Origin of the sequence: Henriciella mobilis (genome assembly GCF_003576285.1) — a bacterium.
Taxonomy (GTDB): domain Bacteria; phylum Pseudomonadota; class Alphaproteobacteria; order Caulobacterales; family Hyphomonadaceae; genus Henriciella; species Henriciella mobilis.
Genome location: NZ_QWFX01000007.1, coordinates 16,379 through 34,685 on the forward strand (window position 1 = coordinate 16,379; position 18,307 = coordinate 34,685).

Annotated in this window: 18 protein-coding genes; 12 read left to right on the plus strand and 6 right to left on the minus strand. The window is 56.4% G+C overall.

The window, feature by feature from the left end:
* Nucleotides 1–16 precede the first annotated feature (16 nt).
* From D1223_RS08990 to D1223_RS09005, 5 genes are read left to right on the plus strand one after another with little or no spacing between them, the layout of a single operon-like run.
* Nucleotides 17–1,300 carry an FAS1-like dehydratase domain-containing protein gene (locus D1223_RS08990; protein WP_119376114.1) on the plus strand — a complete coding sequence of 428 codons (1,284 nt, stop codon included), beginning with the start codon at nucleotides 17–19 and terminating at the stop codon, nucleotides 1,298–1,300.
* Nucleotides 1,297–2,082, plus strand: a complete 786-nt coding sequence (locus tag D1223_RS08995) for an enoyl-CoA hydratase-related protein (protein ID WP_119376115.1) — start codon at nucleotides 1,297–1,299, stop codon at nucleotides 2,080–2,082. Before D1223_RS08990 ends, D1223_RS08995 begins: the two co-directional genes overlap by 4 nt.
* Nucleotides 2,079–2,246, plus strand: a complete 168-nt coding sequence (locus D1223_RS18830) for a hypothetical protein (RefSeq protein ID WP_158588439.1) — start codon at nucleotides 2,079–2,081, stop codon at nucleotides 2,244–2,246. Before D1223_RS08995 ends, D1223_RS18830 begins: the two co-directional genes overlap by 4 nt.
* Nucleotides 2,247–2,248: 2 nt before the next feature.
* Nucleotides 2,249–3,445, plus strand: coding sequence for an acyl-CoA dehydrogenase family protein (locus tag D1223_RS09000; RefSeq protein WP_119376116.1), 1,197 nt, complete (start codon nucleotides 2,249–2,251; stop codon nucleotides 3,443–3,445).
* Nucleotides 3,442–4,512 (plus strand): acyl-CoA dehydrogenase family protein, encoded by a 1,071-nt coding sequence (locus tag D1223_RS09005; protein ID WP_119376117.1) that lies wholly within the window; start codon nucleotides 3,442–3,444, stop codon nucleotides 4,510–4,512. The genes D1223_RS09000 and D1223_RS09005 overlap by 4 nt, the downstream gene beginning before the upstream one ends.
* Here the strand turns inward: D1223_RS09005 and D1223_RS09010 are convergent, their stop codons facing one another.
* Complete coding sequence (locus tag D1223_RS09010; protein ID WP_119376118.1) at nucleotides 4,513–5,460, minus strand: NAD(P)H-dependent flavin oxidoreductase; 948 nt, start codon at nucleotides 5,458–5,460, stop codon at nucleotides 4,513–4,515. It lies immediately after the preceding gene.
* Nucleotides 5,461–5,533: 73 nt separating this feature from the next.
* Between D1223_RS09010 and D1223_RS09015 the strand changes: the two genes are divergently transcribed.
* Both D1223_RS09015 and D1223_RS09020 read left to right on the plus strand, forming a co-directional pair.
* Nucleotides 5,534–6,523, plus strand: a complete 990-nt coding sequence (locus D1223_RS09015) for an NAD(P)H-dependent flavin oxidoreductase (RefSeq protein ID WP_119376119.1) — start codon at nucleotides 5,534–5,536, stop codon at nucleotides 6,521–6,523.
* Between the two features lie 155 nt (nucleotides 6,524–6,678).
* The gene (locus tag D1223_RS09020) at nucleotides 6,679–7,830 is read left to right on the plus strand and encodes an amidohydrolase family protein (RefSeq protein ID WP_119376120.1); all 1,152 of its coding nucleotides are present in this window, start codon (nucleotides 6,679–6,681) and stop codon (nucleotides 7,828–7,830) included.
* 93 nt (nucleotides 7,831–7,923) lie between these two features.
* Here the strand turns inward: D1223_RS09020 and D1223_RS09025 are convergent, their stop codons facing one another.
* A complete protein-coding gene (locus D1223_RS09025) occupies nucleotides 7,924–9,477 on the minus strand; it encodes an acyl-CoA synthetase (RefSeq protein ID WP_119376121.1) in 1,554 nt (517 codons plus the stop codon).
* A gap of 137 nt (nucleotides 9,478–9,614) precedes the next feature.
* Between D1223_RS09025 and D1223_RS09030 the strand changes: the two genes are divergently transcribed.
* From D1223_RS09030 to D1223_RS09050, 5 genes are all read left to right on the plus strand, one after another.
* Nucleotides 9,615–10,430 (plus strand): FadR/GntR family transcriptional regulator, encoded by an 816-nt coding sequence (locus tag D1223_RS09030; protein ID WP_119376122.1) that lies wholly within the window; start codon nucleotides 9,615–9,617, stop codon nucleotides 10,428–10,430.
* On the plus strand, nucleotides 10,420–11,958 hold the full coding sequence (locus D1223_RS09035; RefSeq protein WP_158588440.1) for a class I adenylate-forming enzyme family protein: 1,539 nt from the start codon (nucleotides 10,420–10,422) through the stop codon (nucleotides 11,956–11,958). The genes D1223_RS09030 and D1223_RS09035 overlap by 11 nt, the downstream gene beginning before the upstream one ends.
* Nucleotides 11,959–12,054: 96 nt before the next feature.
* Complete coding sequence (locus D1223_RS09040; protein ID WP_119376124.1) at nucleotides 12,055–13,218, plus strand: acyl-CoA dehydrogenase family protein; 1,164 nt, start codon at nucleotides 12,055–12,057, stop codon at nucleotides 13,216–13,218.
* Nucleotides 13,219–13,251: 33 nt separating this feature from the next.
* Entirely contained in the window at nucleotides 13,252–13,872 is a 621-nt protein-coding gene (locus D1223_RS09045; protein WP_119376125.1) for a Rossmann-fold NAD(P)-binding domain-containing protein, read from the plus strand.
* The gene (locus D1223_RS09050) at nucleotides 13,869–14,390 is read left to right on the plus strand and encodes a hypothetical protein (RefSeq protein ID WP_119376126.1); all 522 of its coding nucleotides are present in this window, start codon (nucleotides 13,869–13,871) and stop codon (nucleotides 14,388–14,390) included. The genes D1223_RS09045 and D1223_RS09050 overlap by 4 nt, the downstream gene beginning before the upstream one ends.
* Before the next feature lie 11 nt (nucleotides 14,391–14,401).
* Here D1223_RS09050 and D1223_RS09055 read toward each other — a convergent pair whose 3' ends face one another.
* From D1223_RS09055 to D1223_RS09070, 4 genes are read right to left on the minus strand one after another with little or no spacing between them, the layout of a single operon-like run.
* Nucleotides 14,402–15,187 carry an SDR family oxidoreductase gene (locus tag D1223_RS09055; protein WP_119376127.1) on the minus strand — a complete coding sequence of 262 codons (786 nt, stop codon included), beginning with the start codon at nucleotides 15,185–15,187 and terminating at the stop codon, nucleotides 14,402–14,404.
* A gap of 5 nt (nucleotides 15,188–15,192) precedes the next feature.
* Complete coding sequence (locus D1223_RS09060) at nucleotides 15,193–15,561, minus strand: hypothetical protein (protein ID WP_119376128.1); 369 nt, start codon at nucleotides 15,559–15,561, stop codon at nucleotides 15,193–15,195.
* 11 nt (nucleotides 15,562–15,572) lie between these two features.
* Nucleotides 15,573–17,036, minus strand: a complete 1,464-nt coding sequence (locus D1223_RS09065; RefSeq protein WP_199288205.1) for an aldehyde dehydrogenase family protein — start codon at nucleotides 17,034–17,036, stop codon at nucleotides 15,573–15,575.
* A gap of 29 nt (nucleotides 17,037–17,065) precedes the next feature.
* Nucleotides 17,066–18,271 (minus strand): cytochrome P450, encoded by a 1,206-nt coding sequence (locus D1223_RS09070; protein ID WP_119376129.1) that lies wholly within the window; start codon nucleotides 18,269–18,271, stop codon nucleotides 17,066–17,068.
* Between the last annotated feature and the right edge of the window lie 36 nt (nucleotides 18,272–18,307).

Below are 18,307 nucleotides of genomic sequence, written 5' to 3' on the forward strand. Positions count from 1 at the left end.
AACAGGGAGGCCCGAGATGGCCAAGAGCAAGTCTGACATCCTCGAAAGCGAAGAATGGCAAAAGGCCACCGAGTACGAGATCACCGATGAAGATATCGAGCGGCAGAACCAGTTGCTTGGTTTCATGTCGCCTTCGAAACATCGCGAGTACAACCAGACCGCAACGGTCGACAATATCCGTAACTGGTCGCATGGCTGCGGGGACGACAATCCGCTCTTTTGCGATCCGGACTATGCGAAGGGAACGCGCTGGGGCGGCGTGATCGCGCCTGGGATGATGATTGGTTCGGTAAACTCGCCAATGAAAGGCGACCCGACGCCCGACCATATCAAGAAGTTGAGAAAGTCACTCTTCCGCGGCATCCACGTTTTCGTGTCAGGCTCGAAATGGGATTTCTATCGGCCGATGAGGCCCGGAGATACGATTTACTCGTACAATGGCGACGAGACATGCGAGGTAAAAAGTTCGGAGTTCGGCGGACGATCTGTAATTTGCGTCCGAAAGGATGTGAAGGTCAATCAGAATGCGGAGGTAGTGGCCGTCTATCGAATTCTCCGTATTCTGACAGAGCGCAAGACTGCGAAGAAAAAGGGCAAGTATAGCCATATCGAACCTGCAACCTATACCGATGAGGATATTGCCGCCATCGATGCTGTTTATGAGCAGGAACAGGTGCGTGGCGCTGTGCCCCGCTATTGGGACGATGTGGAGGTCGGTGACAGTCTCGGCAAAATGGCCAAGGGGCCGCTGACTGTCACGGACGTTATCTGTTTCCATTCCGGAGGCTACGGATTTGTTCCGTATGCGCCGACGGTCGGTCGGCTTGCCTACAAGAACAGACAGCGCATTGCGCCCTTTTACATCAAGAACGAGCAGGGAATTCCCGACGTTGCCCAGCGCCTCCATTGGGATCCGGTCTGGGCGCAGGCAATCGGTAATCCGATGGCTTATGATTACGGCGTCATGCGTGAAAACTATCTCTTCCACTATCTACAGGACTGGGCCGGAGACGATGGGATCATCACGCACGTCCATGATGAAATCCGGAAATTCAACTATATGGGCGACACCCAGTTCATCACGGGTGAAGTTGTCGGCAAGCGCGAGGAAAACGGCCAAGCGCTGATCGACGTTATGGCGCAGTTTGTGAATCAGCGCGATGAGGTCACCGTCAAGGCAACAGCAACCATCGCGCTGCCCAAGAAAGGTAGAATGGCGATGTATCCGGAAGTTCCGGCTGACCTTGCTGAAGAAGCGGCGCGAATGATGGCCCGCCACTGGGAACTGTCAAAGGGATGAGCGACGAGAAAACGGTCCTCGTTGAAGACACTGATGGCGTCCGGATCATCACGTTGAACAGGCCAGACCGGCTCAACGCTCTTAACGATTCCATCATGGCGCCGCTGGCGGATGCGACGCGCGAGGCGGCTCAGGACCCCGCTGTTGGGTGTGTCGTGATCACAGGTGCCGGTCGGGGCTTCTGTTCGGGCGGCGATCTTAAAGGTGACCGGGCGCCGGCTGATGTGACACCGGAACTTGGTGGTCCTGTGGAGCAGGGACACGCTAGATTGCGGTCTCATATGGAAACGCCACGTCTTCTGCACGAAATGGGCAAACCGACCATTGCCATGATCAATGGTCCAGTCGCGGGCGCTGGTATCGGCATTGCGGGTGCCTGCGATCTTCGCTTCGCGGCCCAGTCCGCAACCTTCCTGTCGGCATTTGACCGGATTGGGGGGGGCGGCGACTTCGGTTCGACCTGGTTCTGGACCAAGATCCTCGGCACAGCGAAGGCGCGTGAACTTATGTTCATGGGCGAAAAGTTCGATGCGGACGCCGCGCTTGCGTTCGGGCTCTATACGCGGGTCTTTCCGGACGAAACCTTGCGCGAGGAATCGCTCAAGTTCGCAAAGAAAATGGCGGCCGGGCCGCGGATGGGCTGGCGCTACATGAAGGCGAATCTCAATCTCGCCGAGGATGCGCAGTTTGAAGCCCATCTCGACCAGGAAAGCCTTTTCATGGGCCTGTCGACGCAAGCGACGGCTCGGATCTACAAGGCCATGAAAAGCGAAAAGCCGTGACGGATTTCGAGGACATTCGAGTCAGTTGCTACGACGTTGAGGCAACGGTCACGGCCAGCCGGTTTGACGGACGGAATGAGCTGCGCGACCACGCTCTCGCCGAACTTCGTGAACCGCTCGATGCCTTCTGGACACGCCGCGCGACGAAAATCACCGGGAGATAGGTATGGATCTCAGCTATGGTCAGGCTGCGGAAGCGTTTCGCAAGGAAGTTCGCGCTTTCATCAAGGAAAGATGGACGCCCCAGTCCGTCGAACGAAGTGACATGAAAGCTTATGTGGCTGCCTTCAGAAAAGCGGCAACTGAAGCGGGCTACCTCTACCGGGCAATTCCAAAAAAGTGGGGCGGTTCGGAACAGTCTCCCGATGTGATCAAGGCGCAGGTCATCCGAGAGGAATTTACCCGGGCACGGGCGCCTATGGAAGTACCGGGCAACGGCATGAATATGCTGGTGCCGACCTTGCTGGAGCGCGGAACCGAAGAGCAGAAAAGGCTGTTCATACCGCCGACTATGGCAGGGGATTATATATGGGGACAGGGCTATTCAGAACCGGGGACTGGTTCTGATCTGGCGTCCGTCAGAACTCGGGCTGAACTGGTTGGTGACAAGTGGATCATCAATGGCCAGAAGATCTGGACGAGCCAGGGCGGCAAGGCAACACACATGTTCGCGCTGGTCCGCACGGAGCCAGATGCCGGTAAGCATGATGGTATTTCCTATCTTCTGATTGATCTGGATCAGCCCGGCGTATCACGCCGACCCATTCGCCAGATGACAGGCGAGAGCGGCTTCTTTGAATTCTTCTTTGATAATGCCGAAACACCTGCAAGTTGGATTGTCGGCGAACGTGGGCAGGGCTGGAATGTATCGCGTACCACGCTGAAGCACGAACGCGCGTCGATCGGTTCCGCGGCAATGCTCGGCAATCAATTTGAAAAACTGGTCGAGCTTGCCAAGGAAATGACCCGCAACGGGCAGCCGGCCATCAAGGACCCCGAAGTCCGCCAGGCGCTAACGCGGATCGAGGGCTGGGTCATGTCTCACCGATATTCATCATACCGGATCATGTCGAATGCCATTCATGGCGACGAGGCAGGGATAATCTCGCTGATGATGAAGCTTCTTCTGACGGAAATCGGTCACGATATCGCTCTGACCGCGCAGGATCTCATTGGTGATGAGGGCCTTGTCGAGCCAGCGCCAGCCGGCACGCGTGGGCGCGGCCCTGAAAAGTGGCTGGATCAGATCATGGGCTCGCTTGGCAATTCGATCGCTGGCGGCACGACCAATATACAGCGAAACATTATCGGGGAGCGGGGCCTCGACCTTCCCCGCGACCTTGCCATGGAGCGAGGCCAATGAGATTTCATCTCGACAGCGATCAGATCGCCATACAGGACACGCTCTTCGGTGTGGTCTCAGAAGTCCTGACTCGTGAAAAACTCGATGCATTCATTGATGGCGAAGGTGATTTCGAACCCGATAGCTGGGCTGCGGTCAGCGAGCTGGAATTTTTCGGCCTTATGGTACCTGAGGCGCTGGGCGGATCGGGCCTTGGCCTCCTAGAGGCAGCCCTCGTATCGGAATCGCTTGGACGTGCTGCGGCCCCGGGGCCATTCATCGGTCAGTTCCTGACTGCTATCGCCCTCTCATCCACAACCAATGAGACGGCGAGGGATGCTTTTCTCGATGGGGTGGCCAAGGGTAAAACAATCTCGACATTTGCATTTGGCGGCAACTGGTTGCCGGAGAGTTGGAGTGTCGAATCGGATGGAAAGAGCGCTCGCGGCGAGGTGCGTTTTGTGCCTTCGGCGAACGCGGCCAGTCTCTTCCTGACTGGCACAAAGAATGGCGGGATCGCGCTCGTTGAAGCGGGCGACGAGGTAGCCATAAACCGTCATCGATCGACTGATCGCAGCAGGCCTGCATCAGCGGTTAAGTTCGATGAAGCTGCCGCCCACACTCTGTTCGAGCCGGGTGATCCATTGGTCCAGCGCCTCTTTGATGCGGCGCTGGTCCTGATCGCGGCTGACGCGCTCGGCGGCGCGCAATACTGCACGGATCTGTCGGTTTCCTATGCGAAGGAGCGTGAGCAGTTTGGTCAGCCGATTGGCCGTTTTCAGGCCCTGAAGCACCAGTTGTCGACTATGGCGCTTAACGTGGAGCCGTCTCGCTCGCTCGTCTGGTATGCCGCGCATGCCTGGGACGAGGAACAGAAAGATGCATCTCGCACGGCTGCGCTGGCAAAGGCGCACTTGTGTGATCGTTTCGTCGAGGTGACCCGCGACGCCATCGCGACGCATGGCGGTATAGGTTACACGTGGGAATACGGACTGAATATCTGGTTCCGGCGATCGGTCTTTGACCGGGCTGTGCTTGGCAGTCCCTCAGTCCATCGAGAGCGCGCCGCTACGCTTGCCGGTTGGTAGTCAGTCCACAGGAGCAATCTGGTATGATCGAGCGGCGACATATTCGCGCTCTAGTTTCGAAATAACGTCTTCGACGGAAAGAATGTCGTCGACCAGGGCGGTGCTGTGTCCACCACTCCAGACGTCTCGCCACGGCTTCACTCCATCTGGTAGGATGTAACGGGCGTCGCCTTTGCCGTTCGGGTCGATTCCATGATTGGTAAGCGAGGGTTTGAGGAAATTCGCTCCAATCCCAACCAATCTCTCAGTCCAACAGACGTCCGATAGTGATGCTTCTGCCAGCATTTGCTTGTGACCCGGTGGCACACCCGATTCCTTGGTCGCGATGAAGCGGGTACCCATGCAGACCATGTCTGCTCCAAGAAGCTCGGCGGCCGCGATGCCTTCACCACTGGCGACACCGCCTGCCAGCTGGATAATTCCGTCGAAGAAGCGGCGGACTGCGGGCACAAAGGCGAAGGGGCTGAGCAGGCCGCCAAGGCCGCCGGCACCTGCGCAGACCAGCATCAGTCCATCGACGCCGACAGCGACCGCCTTCTCGGCCTGTTCGACTGTCGTTGCATCGTGAATGACGATGCCCCCCCAATCATGCACCTGTTTGACGAGCTCGGCCGGGTTCCCGGCATTGCTGGTTATGATTGGTAATCTCGACGCTCTGCAGACCGAGATCTCATGTTTGAGCCGGTCAGCGGGCTTGTGGCGGGAAACATTGATATTGACCGCAAAGGTTGGCGGTGACCCGCCTGCGTGGCGGAGCGCTTGCTGAAAGTCGAGCAGCTCCTCGACCCAGGCGCGCAGACCGCGATCCTGCGCTGCATTGTGGGTAGGAAAGCAACCGATAATGCCGGCTTCCATACAAGCTTTTATGAGCGCCGGAACAGAAGCAATCGACATGGGGGCGGCCATAAGAGGTAAGCGTAGGCCAAATTGCGCTATTCTCGACGACATTCCCCATATCCTTCTTTGATAGACAATTATATAACCAAGTCATATAAGTATGTCGAATTTCAGGGAGCTGCAAATGGCCTTCAAGACACGTATTACCGAGCTTCTCGATATCGAGCACCCAATCGTACAGGGTGGCATGCAGAGCGTTGGCGTCGCCGAGTTGGCCTCAGCAGTTTCAAATGCTGGAGGACTGGGCATCCTCACTGCGCTAACCCAACCGTCTCCCGATGCGTTGAGAGAAGAGATCGATAAATGCCGGTCGATGACGGACAAGCCATTCGGCGTGAACCTGACCGTTTTTCCCACGATGAACTCTCCTGACTATGCCGCCTATACGAATGCCATCATCGAGAGTGGTGTGACGATTGTGGAAACGGCCGGAACGTCAGCGGTGGCCGAATTTTGGGACATGATGAAACCGCACGGTATTCGCATCCTGCACAAATGCACTTCGGTGCGCCATTCCCTGTCTGCTGAGCGAAAGGGTGTGGATGCTATATCGATTGATGGTTTTGAATGCGCGGGACATCCCGGTGAAGATGATATTCCCGGCCTTGTTCTTATTCCCTGCGCTGCTGATCAGGTCAAAATTCCCATGATTGCCTCAGGCGGTTTTGGGGATGGACGGGGACTGGTTGCTGCCTTGGCGCTTGGCGCCGACGGCATCAATATGGGGACGCGTTTTTGCGCAACCCAGGAAGCGCAAATCCATCCCAATGTGAAGCAGGCCTACGTCGACAATGACGAGCGCGGCACGCATCTGATTTTCCGCAAATTCAAGAATACGGCTCGCGTCGGCAAGAGCGAGGTGTCAGACGAGGTTGTACGTCGGCTGGCAGAACCGGACTCGAAGTTCAAGGACGTAGCAGAACTTGTTGCCGGCTCTGCAGGACGCGAACTTCTGAAAACGGGAGATCTCTCGAAGGGCGTCTTTTGGGCAAGCATGGTCCAGGGCCTGATCCACGATATTCCGACAGTTCAGGAACTTGTAGACCGGATCATTGGCGAGGCGGATGCCATTCTCGATGACAGACTCGTCAAAATGAGAGCATCACGTCATTAAAAGGTTTCTATTAGTTATTATAATTTCGCCTCGTGGCTGATATTATTATAATTAGCCCTTTAAAAGGTACCTAATTACGTAGTGTTCCTTATTCCGGTTTTGGGGGGGCGTGCTTACTCTTTCCGGTGTCATCTGACTGTCTAAGGAGAAAGCCGATGAGACCTTTCGTGTTCAGCTGCGACGCGCACATTGCGGAGCCCCCCGATCTCTTCACGCGTGCCATGCCGGATTCGCTTAAACAGTATGCAATCAATGGCCAGAAAGATGGTGACTACAGGATTACGCGGATCGGAGATCAGGTCATCCTGAAGGTCAAAGCGAATTTTCATAGCCACAAGACCGGCCAGAGCGATGCCGGATTTGCTCAGCAGGCGATGTCAAATGAAGTCGATACAACACGGCGAGGCGCTCGCGACCTGAATCTGCGTTTTGAGGATATGGACCGAGACGGGGTTGATGCTGAACTCGTCTTTCCGTCTCTCGGCCTGATGCTACCACGAATAGCTGACCGCGACGGTCAGCGCGAAGCTTGCAAGGTCTACAATGACTGGGCCTGGGATTATTGTTCAGAGTCCGACGGGCGCTTGGTGCCCGCCGCCATGATCCCCTGCATCGATTTTGAAGATGCCCTCGTTGAATGCAAGCGCGCCGCCGCCATGGGCTATGCAGCCTTCTGCCTCTGGGAGGGCATGAACAATTACAATGACCCGCGTTGGGACCCGATTTTTGCCTTTGCCGGCAACCATGGCATTCCGCTTGTATTCCATACTGGCGTCGGCGTGACAGACATAAGGGCCCTGAAAGGGCCGGGCAGTGCCATGTTCAACTATACCCGCCAGATGAATGACGCGGTCGACATCATTGCCCAGCTGGTGGCTGGAGGCGTCTTGGACCGTAACCCGAACGCCCATATCCTTTTTGCCGAGCATTCTGCGGGCTGGCTGTGGGGGTTGGCCGAGCGGATGGATGAGATTTATCACGGGCACGCCCCCGTTGTGCATCCGAAGCTGTCGAGGCTGCCGAGCGAAATCATCCGCGACCAGGTTCATTGCGCCCTGCAGAATGACGTGGGATCAGTCGCAACCCGGAAAGGGGTCGGCGTTGAAGCCCTGTTGTTCGCGACCGACTATCCTCATTCTGAAGGGACATTCCCGTTCTCCAGAAATGTTGTGCAGCGGATGATGGAAGAAAATCCGGATGCTAGTGCAGATGATTTTGTGGCCATTCTTGGCGGAAACGCCGCAAGGCTTTTCAAGAGAGCAGGTCTGGAGTCGCAAGTCGCCGCGCGAGCAGCTGAGCTAGCCTGATTGTCAGCTCGAACGGGGAGGTCGTGACAATTGAAAACGTTCCGAGCCAGCGGCATCCGTGGACTGTTTGCCGGGTGGCACTGGCTCCGAACGTTAGACGAGCCTTGAAGTGTGACCAGCCCAGTAGGCTTCGCGAATTTTCTTTTTGTAGAGCTTGCCGTTCTCGCCACGCGGCAACGATGCCGCGAAATCGATTGATCTCGGGCATTTGACCGTTGACAGATCCGCCCGGCACCATTCGATGAGCGCGTCAGCAAAGTCTGGGTTCGCATCCGTTGCATTGACTGGCTGAACTACGGCTTTCACCTCTTCGCCCATCTCAGCATTCGGCACGCCGATTACGGCCGCGTCGAGCACGCCCGGATGGGAAATCAGCCTGTCTTCGATTTCCTGCGGATAGATGTTTACCCCGCCCGATATGATCATGAACGATTTGCGGTCGGTTAGGAACAGATATCCGTCTGAATCAAGATAACCGACGTCACCCAGTGTCGACCAGCCGGGGTGATCTGGGTGACGTGCCTCGCGGGTTTTCTTGTCGTCGTTCAGATATTTGAAGTCCCAGCCACCCTCGAAATAGATAAGTCCTGGTTCGCCGGCGGGCAGCTCCGTTCCATCATCCGAGCAAATGTGGATCGTGCCCCAATTGGCCCTGCCTACGGAGCCCGGCTTTTTAAGCCACTCTTCAGATGTGATGGATGTCGATCCGTTGCCCTCCGAGCCACCATAATATTCCAGAAGAATGGGACCGAGCCATTCGATCATCTGGTGTTTGATGTCGACAGGGCAGGGAGCGGCCGCGTGGATGAGTGTTGTCAGGCTCGACACGTCGTAGCTCAGCCTTTCCTCTTCCGGCATGCGCAGCATACGGACGAACATGGTTGGCACCATCTGGGTGACTGACACCTTGTATTTTTCGATTGCCGCAAGCGCACGATCGGGCGTGAATCGCTCCATGACAATTACCGTGGCCCCCAAGCGATGGCATGAGGTCGAAAACGCCAGCGGTGCGGTATGATAAAGCGGGGCTGGACTGAGATAGACGGTATCCGGTCCTATGCCGTAATTCTCCCTCGCCCTTTCGGCGAGCGGGTGAGGCGCGGTTGCGGGGCCGCCTGACAGAGGCTGGCGAATGCCCTTCGGCTTGCCGGTGGTGCCCGATGAATAAACCATGTGGAATCCGGCAGTTTCATTCGGAAGCGGATGCGAAGGCTGTCCGGAGATCGCGGCATGCCAGTCATCACTGCCCGCGAGGCTGACATTGATCGAGAAGACATGTTCTACGCATTCGGGAAGATGGTCTTCGGCCAGGTTTCTGGCGTGCTGCACGTCTGCGCTTGTGACCAATACCCGTGCTCCGCTGTCGGACAGGATGTAGGCGGCTTCGTCTGCGTTGAAGGATGTTGAAATGGGAGCAATATAAAGGCCGATGCGCTGGGCGGCCCAATAAACTACAAAATAGTCGACACCGTTCTTCAGGAAGATGGCAATCGTGTCGCCGGCATTGAGGCCGAGCTCTCGAAGAAGATGGGCGGCCTGATTTGCTTTTGCCTCCAAATCGCCATACGTCAGACAATCTGCGCTCGCGGCCATTATTACGGCTGGATGGTCGGGGTTTCGCGCGGCGTGTTCCCTTGGATGCGACATGCTATTGCTCCCTGGACTGTCCCGTCGCCACAAACTGGCAAATAAACGATCAAGCTGTTAGACCTAGTTATATATATTATGTCACAAAGCGGAAAGAGCGCTGCTTAATAGACAGGTATGGCGGAAGGAATTGAGACATGGTCACCAAGACGACTGCAGTAAGTAGCCGTACCGGAGCCCGGAAAGGGACAACCCCGCGTATTCGCACACCCAAGACATCGGAAGTCGTTGCTGACCAGATCCGGGCGCAAATCGTCAGAGGTGAACTTGTGGAAGGTGATACGCTGCCGCCTGAAGGGCAGCTTATGGAAACACTCGGCGTTTCACGTCCGACTCTGCGAGAGGCTTATCGTATACTGGAAGCTGAGAACTTCATCAGCGTAACTCGTGGTTCCAGATCAGGCGCGCAAGTCCATCAGCCTCAAGTCGAAGTTGCTGCACGATACGCAGGCTATATCCTTCAATCTCAGGGCACAACAATTGCAGATCTTTACGCATCACAGATGGCAATCGAGCCGTTCACGGTACGAAGCCTTTGCCGGATGCGAAACAATAAGGCTGCTGTGACGGCCCTCAGTGAGCATTGCGAATACCTTGTCACCCTCATTGAGGACGAACGGATAGACGCCTTTACTAAAGGCGTTGCGGAATTCCACAGCCTGCTTGTGAAGCTGACAGGGAACAAGACTCTTACCCTTATCACGCAGCTGCTTCAGGATTTGATGGCCAACCATAAAGCGGACCTTATGCGACGTGACCCCATTGAAAAGGACGCGCGTAAGAAGCGGCTTAACAGTGCGATCAAATCCTATCGCAAGCTTATTAAGCTGATTGCTGACAAAGAAGAAGAGGCTGCCGTGGCGCATTGGCGACTGCACCTGAAGAACGCTCACGCATCTTGGGCGAGAGCTGGCGAAGGCGAACGCGTCGTCGATGCCATCAATGCCTACTGACCGGGGCTTTATAAACGCTTTTGCGGTGGCGGCTGAAAAGCAACCGGAGGCCGTGATCCGGTTCCATTCACCCGACGCCGGCGAACGCGTGATGATGCTTGTCGACATCTACCGGAAGGGCTGCCGTGTCGGCCGGGCCCTGCAATCCATGGGAATTGGCAAGGGAGACGTGGTCGCCACCATGCTTCCAGGCTGGCCTGAATGGCTGACGGCCTTTATCGGGGCAAGCTATGCCGGAGCGGTGTTCATGCCGGTTTCGACAATCTACAAGACCCGGGAATTGAGCTTCATCCTTCGCCAGTCGCGGGCATCCGTCATCGTGACACCTACAAGCTATCGGGGCGTCGATTATGCGCGTCTCCTCGAAGATTGCGGAGACTTGCCGGCGCTGAATCACCGTTTCCTCGTCGACCCTTCCGCTCCCAGCAGTTGGCATGCGCTCGAAGAAAGCGAAAGCGCAGGAACGACGCCTGCAGAAACGTCGAGTCGCGACGTTGCTTTCATGGTCTTCACATCGGGTACGACATCGGCTCCGAAAGGCGTCCTTCATTCTGCGTCCACATTGCTTGGCGAGATTGAAGCCCAAAAAGCTGCTCGCGCAGACATTTCCAACGAGACTATCCTCTGCCCCTGGCCGCCCGGACACGTCGCAGGCGCTTTGCAAATGCTGCGCTTTCTGGTTTCCGGTACGCCGCTCATTGTCATGGAGAAATGGGACGCAGCGGAAGCCGCCAGGCTGATTGAGACGCACAAGGCGACCACATCGTCCGGTACGCCGTTCCACATGGCTGGCTTGCTTGACGCGGCAGAAGAGGATGGGCGTAGCTTGTCCAGTCTTCAAAGCTACGTCCTTGGCGCGGCGCCTGTGCCTGCTGCACTGGTCCAGGCGTGCGAGGATAGAGGGATTGTGACGGTTCACTCATACGGGTCCAGTGAGCATCCGACCGTGACGATGGCGGCTAATGATGACCCGCTGGAAAAGCGCCTCCACACCGAAGGCCGCCCAATGCACGGAAACGAAATCCGGATCGTCGACGAGGCTGGAAGTGATTTGCCTGTTGGCGAGCCCGGGGAAATCCTCACGCGAGGGCCCGAACGCTTCCTGGGTTATCTGGACAAGGACCTCGACAAGCAGGCCTTTCTTCCGGGGGGATGGTATCGCACCGGCGATGTAGGTCGTCTGGACGAGGATGGATTCCTTCTGATCACTGACCGAAAGAAGGACATTATCATCAGGGGCGGTGAGAATATCTCGTCTCGTGATGTCGAGGATGTCGCTCGGTTGATATCAGGAGTTCGCGATTCGGCGGCGGTTGCTGTCCCCGATGACCGTCTGGGCGAGCGCATCAAACTTTTTGTCGAGATGGAGAGCGGCGAGACTATGACCTTGGACGCAATGCAGGCCCATTACCGTGCGCAAGGCGTAGCTTCCCAGAAAATTCCAGAATTTCTTGAGATAATCGATACGTTGCCTCGCAATGACAACGGCAAGGTGCTCAAGGTCGAGCTGCGCAATCGTCGCCACTAGCGCTACCTTGCGCATTGAGTTATTTAACTAGGTGTGCTTTCTATTAAACTGGTCGCGGCGCCGCCGCGATAGATGCGATAGGAAGGCGATACCGGAATGAGCGATCTCAAACTCCCCGAGGCCGCGTTCATGCAGGATGAGGAAATCCGCATGTTCGCAGACGCAGCTCAGAAGTTCTTTTCTCGCGCTGCGCCCCCGGAACGCGTGTCCAAATGGGTCGAGGATGGGCAGGTCGAGCGTGAATTCTGGAAAGAGGTGGGAGAAGCCGGCTTTCTGGGCGTTAGCGTGCCCGAGGAATATGGTGGACCTGGCGGAGACTTTCGCCATGATATCGTCCTGTGCGAGACCTGCCAGCGCCTAGGTCTGGAAGGGTTTGCAATCACTTTGCATAACGTCATCGTCACGCCCTATATCCAGCTCCACGGCACAAAAGAGCAAAAGGAACGCTGGCTTCCGAAACTCGTTTCCGGTGACCGGGTATGCGCGATCGCCATGAGTGAACCGGGCGCCGGCTCTGACCTGCAGGCCATTCGAACCACGGCTGTTCGTGATGGGAATGGCTACAGGTTGAATGGATCAAAGACGTTCATTTCAAACGGACAGATTGCTGACTTTATCGTTGTTGTCTGCAAGACCGACCCGACAAAAGGAGCGCGTGGCGTCTCGCTCCTGGTCATCGAAACCGAAGGCTTGGAAGGATTCCGTCGGGGCAAGAAACTCGACAAGATTGGTCACGAAGCACAGGATACGTCGGAGCTCTTCTTCGACGACGTTTTCGTTCCGGCTGATAACCTACTTGGTGGGGAAGAAGGAAAGGGCTTCTTCCAGCTCATGGCCGAGTTGCCGAGAGAGCGGCTCATCATTGCTGTGAATTCCGTGATTTCCATGGAAAAGGCGATCAACTGGACGATTGATTACACAAAGGAGCGCAAGGCGTTCGGCCAGCCTGTGTTTGACTTTCAGAACACGCAATTCAAGCTCGCCGACTGCAAGGCGAAAGCGGTCGTAGCGCGAACCTTCGTGAATGATTGCATCGAGAAAGCAATCGCCGGCACGCTCGACAATGATACCTCGGCCATCGCCAAGATGTGGGTGACCGATACCGAGTGGGAGGTCGTTGACGAATGCCTACAGCTCCACGGCGGCTATGGTTATGTCAACGAATACCCCATCGCTCGCCAGTTCAGAAATTCCCGAATCCAGAAAATATACGGCGGGTCGAATGAGATCATGAAAGTGTTGATCGCGCGCGGACTTTAAACACGAAATTCCAGCAAAGGGAGACCGGAAGCGATGAGCGAACATGTGCTTAAACTTGACCCGCCCGCTTTTGGGCCGGACCGCAATTTTCTGCCAGATGCGGTCTTTTCCGAAGACGTTGTGATGATCCTGTCTGACGGAAGCGAAAGCGCCCAGGCTATTGCCGATGCGTTCGCATCTGTAGGCGCATCGGTCGCCGCAGTCGGGCCCGACCTACCGGCCGCAAAACGGGTTTCGGGCATTGCGGCCGGGCATGGCCGAAAGAGCCTCGAGGCAGTCTGGGCAGCAGATCCAAGTAGCCTTCTCAGGAAGGCCGCCGGGGACTTGGGACCCATAAACAACATGGTTCCAGTTAACGTCGATGACAAAGTGCTTTCGGCATTCCTCAAGGCTTTTGAAGGGGATCCGTCCGATCCGGGAATTATGCGAAACTGTGTGATCATTTCGTCTCCTGGTAAATCGGACCAGGTTACAAACGGGACGAGACAATTTCGGATAAATCATATTGAGGTTGATCTAAGCCGAGGCGCGGAAGGTCTGGTGGGCCGGGCCGGCGGGACCTTCGAGCTCGGATGGGCCGTTGCCTTTTTCTGTTCTCCCTATGCCCGTGAGATCGATGGTCAAAGGCTAAGGCTTGATGGGGGAATGGTATGAGCCGCACAGTTCCGAGCTGGCTTGATGATCCTGTGTGCGTTGTCGTTGGTCATGGAGATGGGGTTGAGGCAGCCGCCCATGAGTTAGCGGCGGCCGGCGCAACGATCGCGCGAGGACCCATCACGTCAGACCCGGCCGCCGCGCTTGGCGCAATTGAAGCTGCCGAAAAGGCGGCCAGGGACCCGGTCACCATCGTCCTGCATGCATCTGGCGGCCAGGATGTTGCTGCAACCGCATATGGCAAGGCGTTTACGGTTTATCTCGAGAACAGGGAGCTGAATGGTGCATTCTTGCTGCTCGAGCCTGCCGGGACGGATGTAAGGCAGGCGCTTGTTGAACTGTCGGGCCCAAGGCTTAGAGCAAATGCGATCGCGACCAATTATGCGTACGGTGGACCGCTTAAGAAGCTACGTGCGCTCGGTGCGCTCGCGGCCTATCTCGCCAGCGACTACGCCGCGTATGTTTATGGGGCTTGTCTCGGCGTAGATCGCTCGGATTGTCAGCAAGGGCATCCATAGGCCAATTCATGTCAGGGGCGCAGGATCCAGCCGCCATCGACGTGTAAGACCTGTCCGGAAATCCAGCCGCCGGCCGGAGAAACAAGAAGAAGAAGTGCACCGACCAGTTCGTCGGGTTCACCGCGCAGTCGCAACGTCACCATACCTTCAAGCATCTTCACAAAGGGCGAATCCTCAGGCGTCAGGGTCGCGCCCGCGTCCGACATGGTATTGCCAGGCGCGATTGCGTTGACGGCGATCTTCTGGCTGCCCAGCTCCCGCGACAGCGTGGTTGTCAGTCCAACGAGTGCGATCTTTGTGATTCCATACACTGTTTGTGCGGGAAACGCGCCGCCGGAAACCTGGTTAACGATGCGTCCGCCACCGCGTTCAGCCATAAGCGGCGCGACTGCCTGAGAGCAGTTGAGCGCCCCTGTGAGATTGACCGCAATCGCCTTGTTCCACGATTCAAGATCGATCTGAATGGCCGGTTTGGAAACAATTTCGACCATGAGGGCGGCATTGTTCACGAGGATATCGACCCCACTGAATGCGGCCGTGGTCTCTGCCACCATGGCGTTCACGCTGGATCGATCAGTAATGTCGACCTGAACCGAAATCGCCTCTCCACCCGATTGCCTGATCTCGTCGGCGACCTTTGCCGCACCTTCTTTGTTAAGGTCTGCGACGACGACTTTCGCGCCAGCACTGGCAAGGCCAAGTGCATATGCCCGGCCAATTGAATTGCCGCGCCCGCCAGCGCCAGTGACGATGGCGACCTGCCCGTCGACACGGAATTGATCGAGTGAAAATGCCATATCGGCTATCCTTTGTTTGTGGTGAGGGGAGGTCCGACGAGCAAGCGACGGATCGAGGCGTTTGGCGCAAAAGATGCGGCGAAAATGTAGGCGAACGAAAAGAGGCCCCCAAGGAAGATAGAGGCCAGCCCAAAAACAATACGCTTCACGGAAGCAGTTTCACGCCACGCAACCCAGGCAGCCATGAAGACCAGATGCCATGCGAAATCCAGATTAAACTGGCCGCGCCATGGATGGACAAAGTCGCCGAAAAAGAGCGCTCCGGCTCCCGATAGTCCGGCTTGACTTATTGCACGGACGGTCATGAAGGCAGTCAGCAGCCAGGCTATTGCCGACAAGAAACGCACAGCATGAACAGCGGTGGGCTTGATCATATAAGGGTGCCCTAGTTGTTGGCTATCGTTACGGTCTTGTAGTGTAGGTAAGCATCAATCCCGGCGCGGCCGCCTTCCTTTCCAAAACCGGAAATACCGACGCCGCCGAATGGTGTATGTGGATTGATCTGGGTCGCGCCATTGATGTAGACGCCCCCTGCAACGAGTCTTTCCGATAGACGATGGGCTCTTTTCAGGTCATTGGTCTGGATATAGGCGGCTAGTCCATAAGCCGTTGCATTGGCCATTTCCACTGCCTCGTCCTCATCTTTGAAACGGTTCACCAGCAAGACTGGCCCGAAGATTTCCTGCTGGGAAATCTCGCTATCCAGTGGAGCGTCAACGATGATTGTGGGCTCAATGAAGTTGCCCCCGGCAAGTGGGCCGCCGCAAAGGTTTCCTCCCAAGACAATGTTTCCGTTGTTATTCGACTTGACCCGTTCGAGCATGCCCATGATGCGGTCCCGGGCAGCGGTGTTGATCACAGGGCCGACCAAGACGCCCTCTTCAAAAGGGTCGCCGACCTTGAACCCAGACGCAATCGCCTTGAGCTTTTCAACGGTTTCGTCAAAGACGTCCTCGTGGACGAGCAGACGGGTTGGCAGCGCGCATCCTTGGCCAGCCATAATGCCAATCGTCCAGAAGATGGCGCGCTGACAAGCTGCCGAGATGTCAACGTCTGGAAATAGCAGTGAAGCGGATTTGCCACCCAATTCCATTATCGACGGTTTGATGTGCTCGGCGCAGGTCGCCATGATCTTCCGTGCCGTGATCGGACCACCGGTGAACGAGATCAGCGCTACTTTCGGATGCGCAACCAGCGCCTGTCCGGCTTCGCCTGTGCCGGGCAGGATTGAGACAACGCCATCTGGAATGCCGGCCTCGCGGCAGAGCGTTGCAAACAGATCAGGTGCAAACGGCGTCAGTTCCGCCGGTTTGACCACACAGCAATTACCTGCAGCCAAGGCGGGGACAACTTTCATGCAGAGCGAAATGAGGGGGCCATTCCAGGTAATGATGATGCCGACAATGCCCTTTGGCTCGGGCACTGTGTAGGAAAACTCACCCCTTGTATCGAGCGTGGAGATGAGTTCGCCTGAAAGCTTGTCACACCAGCCAGCATAATACCTGGCCCAAGCCACCGATGTTTCCACCATCCGTAACCCGTTGATAAGCGGTGTGCCGCCATCGATCGCGCCGCGCTGTGCAAAGGCCTCGGCGTTCTGTTCGATGAGATCCGCGAGCCTGAACAAAATGTCCCGGCGCACTTCGGGGGGCGTCGTTCGCCAAGCTTCGCGGGCCGTCTCCGCCTTTGCTACTGCTTCGTCAATCTCCTTTTTTCCTGCAAGCGGGAACGAAGCCTGCACGTCTTGTGTCACCGGATTGAGGTGTTGATAAGTGCCACCAGAGCCTTCTTCTAGGTCAGTGTGGCCGATGCGCAGTTTTATCGGAGCCAGGGCGGTTATATCGGGCATGGGTGTTTCTTCTATGATGGGGTTTAGGTTCAGGACCAGGTCAGGTGTAGTGATGAGAGACCCATAACGGATCCGCCTCGAACGCCGCTTGGTGGCTTTGAGGAATCGATCCGAAAGGGTGGAATTTCGGCGAGCCAATGCCGGTAGAAAGCTTCAAGCTCCATTTTCGCCAGGTGGCGGCCGAGACAGGTATGCCCGCCATACCCGAATGCGAAATGGTTGCGCTTTTCGCGATCCAGCCTGACGTCCGTGGCGTTTGGGTTGAGTGACTCGTCGAGACCGGCCATGGCGATGACGCAAAGAACCATTTCGCCAGCTTTGAGCGCGACGCCATCGAGTTCTGTATCTTTGGCGACCTGCCTTGGCAGGTTCGGAAATGTATACCGGCGCAGCAGCTCCTCAGCTGCTTCGGCGCATCGTTCAGGATGGGCGCGAAGCTGTGTCTGGAAGTCTGGATATCGGGCGAGATGGCGCGTGCCGAATGACATCGCATTGGTCACCGTATCGAGCCCTGCGAGAAACAGCAGGAAGCCGATCGACATCAGCTCCTCGAATGTGAGTTTGCGGCCCTCAAAGTCTGCGTCGATGAGGCGAGAGAGAAGGTCATCCTCGCGCTTGTCCATGCGCGCCGAAATCAGGGTCTGCAGCTCGCCCATGATCTTCATGGCATAGGTCTGTGACTCTTCCGGTGAGCTGGACCTGAACATGCCGTCAATCAGACTTCGAAAGTCTTCATGTCGGTCGAGTGGAAAGCCAACGAACTCCATGAAAACCGTAACAGGTATACGGGAGGCGACAGCCTCGACGAATTCGCATCCGCCCTTGTCCTTTACGTTTGCAACGAAATGTTTGGTCCAGTGATCGACGCGAGATTTGAGATGCGCAATCTGGCGCGGTTCAAACCAGCTCATCATGAGGCGTCTATAGAGCAAATGCTCAGGGGGATCGAGCGATTCCGGGATCATGACTGGGGCGTTCTGCCGAGGTGGAATCTGAAGCTGACGGCTTGAGAACACTTTCGGCGTCCGAAGCACAGTCGAGATCGCGCTCGTATCCAGAACGACCCAGTGTCCGCCATTGAAAGGGGTCCAGAACAGGCCGGGCGCTTCAGATCGCAACGCAATCAGACCGTCATGAATGTCCTTCTGGATGCGTGCGTCATTATAGAAATCGAACTCGACGACCCTCTCTGGCGGGACATGCTCAGGAATGTCGGATTCTGGCATCGCGCCCATCTTGTTCTCCCTCCCGTTCTTGTGCCATTAAGTAAA

Excerpts from the sequence above, each read along its gene's own strand:
- D1223_RS09055 (WP_119376127.1), bottom strand. The coding sequence starts at position 15,187 with ATGGCATTTTCACTCGATCAATTCCGTGTCGACGGGCAGGTCGCCATC.
- D1223_RS09015 (WP_119376119.1), top strand. The coding sequence starts at position 5,534 with ATGGCCTTCAAGACACGTATTACCGAGCTTCTCGATATCGAGCACCCA.
- D1223_RS09010 (WP_119376118.1), bottom strand. The coding sequence starts at position 5,460 with ATGTCGTCGAGAATAGCGCAATTTGGCCTACGCTTACCTCTTATGGCC.
- D1223_RS09020 (WP_119376120.1), top strand. The coding sequence starts at position 6,679 with ATGAGACCTTTCGTGTTCAGCTGCGACGCGCACATTGCGGAGCCCCCC.
- D1223_RS09070 (WP_119376129.1), bottom strand. The coding sequence starts at position 18,271 with ATGGGCGCGATGCCAGAATCCGACATTCCTGAGCATGTCCCGCCAGAG.
- D1223_RS09045 (WP_119376125.1), top strand. The coding sequence starts at position 13,252 with ATGAGCGAACATGTGCTTAAACTTGACCCGCCCGCTTTTGGGCCGGAC.
- D1223_RS08990 (WP_119376114.1), top strand. The coding sequence starts at position 17 with ATGGCCAAGAGCAAGTCTGACATCCTCGAAAGCGAAGAATGGCAAAAG.
- D1223_RS09035 (WP_158588440.1), top strand. The coding sequence starts at position 10,420 with ATGCCTACTGACCGGGGCTTTATAAACGCTTTTGCGGTGGCGGCTGAA.
- D1223_RS09005 (WP_119376117.1), top strand. The coding sequence starts at position 3,442 with ATGAGATTTCATCTCGACAGCGATCAGATCGCCATACAGGACACGCTC.
- D1223_RS09040 (WP_119376124.1), top strand. The coding sequence starts at position 12,055 with ATGAGCGATCTCAAACTCCCCGAGGCCGCGTTCATGCAGGATGAGGAA.
- D1223_RS09000 (WP_119376116.1), top strand. The coding sequence starts at position 2,249 with ATGGATCTCAGCTATGGTCAGGCTGCGGAAGCGTTTCGCAAGGAAGTT.
- D1223_RS09050 (WP_119376126.1), top strand. The coding sequence starts at position 13,869 with ATGAGCCGCACAGTTCCGAGCTGGCTTGATGATCCTGTGTGCGTTGTC.
- D1223_RS09025 (WP_119376121.1), bottom strand. The coding sequence starts at position 9,477 with ATGTCGCATCCAAGGGAACACGCCGCGCGAAACCCCGACCATCCAGCC.
- D1223_RS08995 (WP_119376115.1), top strand. The coding sequence starts at position 1,297 with ATGAGCGACGAGAAAACGGTCCTCGTTGAAGACACTGATGGCGTCCGG.
- D1223_RS09030 (WP_119376122.1), top strand. The coding sequence starts at position 9,615 with ATGGTCACCAAGACGACTGCAGTAAGTAGCCGTACCGGAGCCCGGAAA.
- D1223_RS09065 (WP_199288205.1), bottom strand. The coding sequence starts at position 17,036 with ATGCCCGATATAACCGCCCTGGCTCCGATAAAACTGCGCATCGGCCAC.
- D1223_RS09060 (WP_119376128.1), bottom strand. The coding sequence starts at position 15,561 with ATGATCAAGCCCACCGCTGTTCATGCTGTGCGTTTCTTGTCGGCAATA.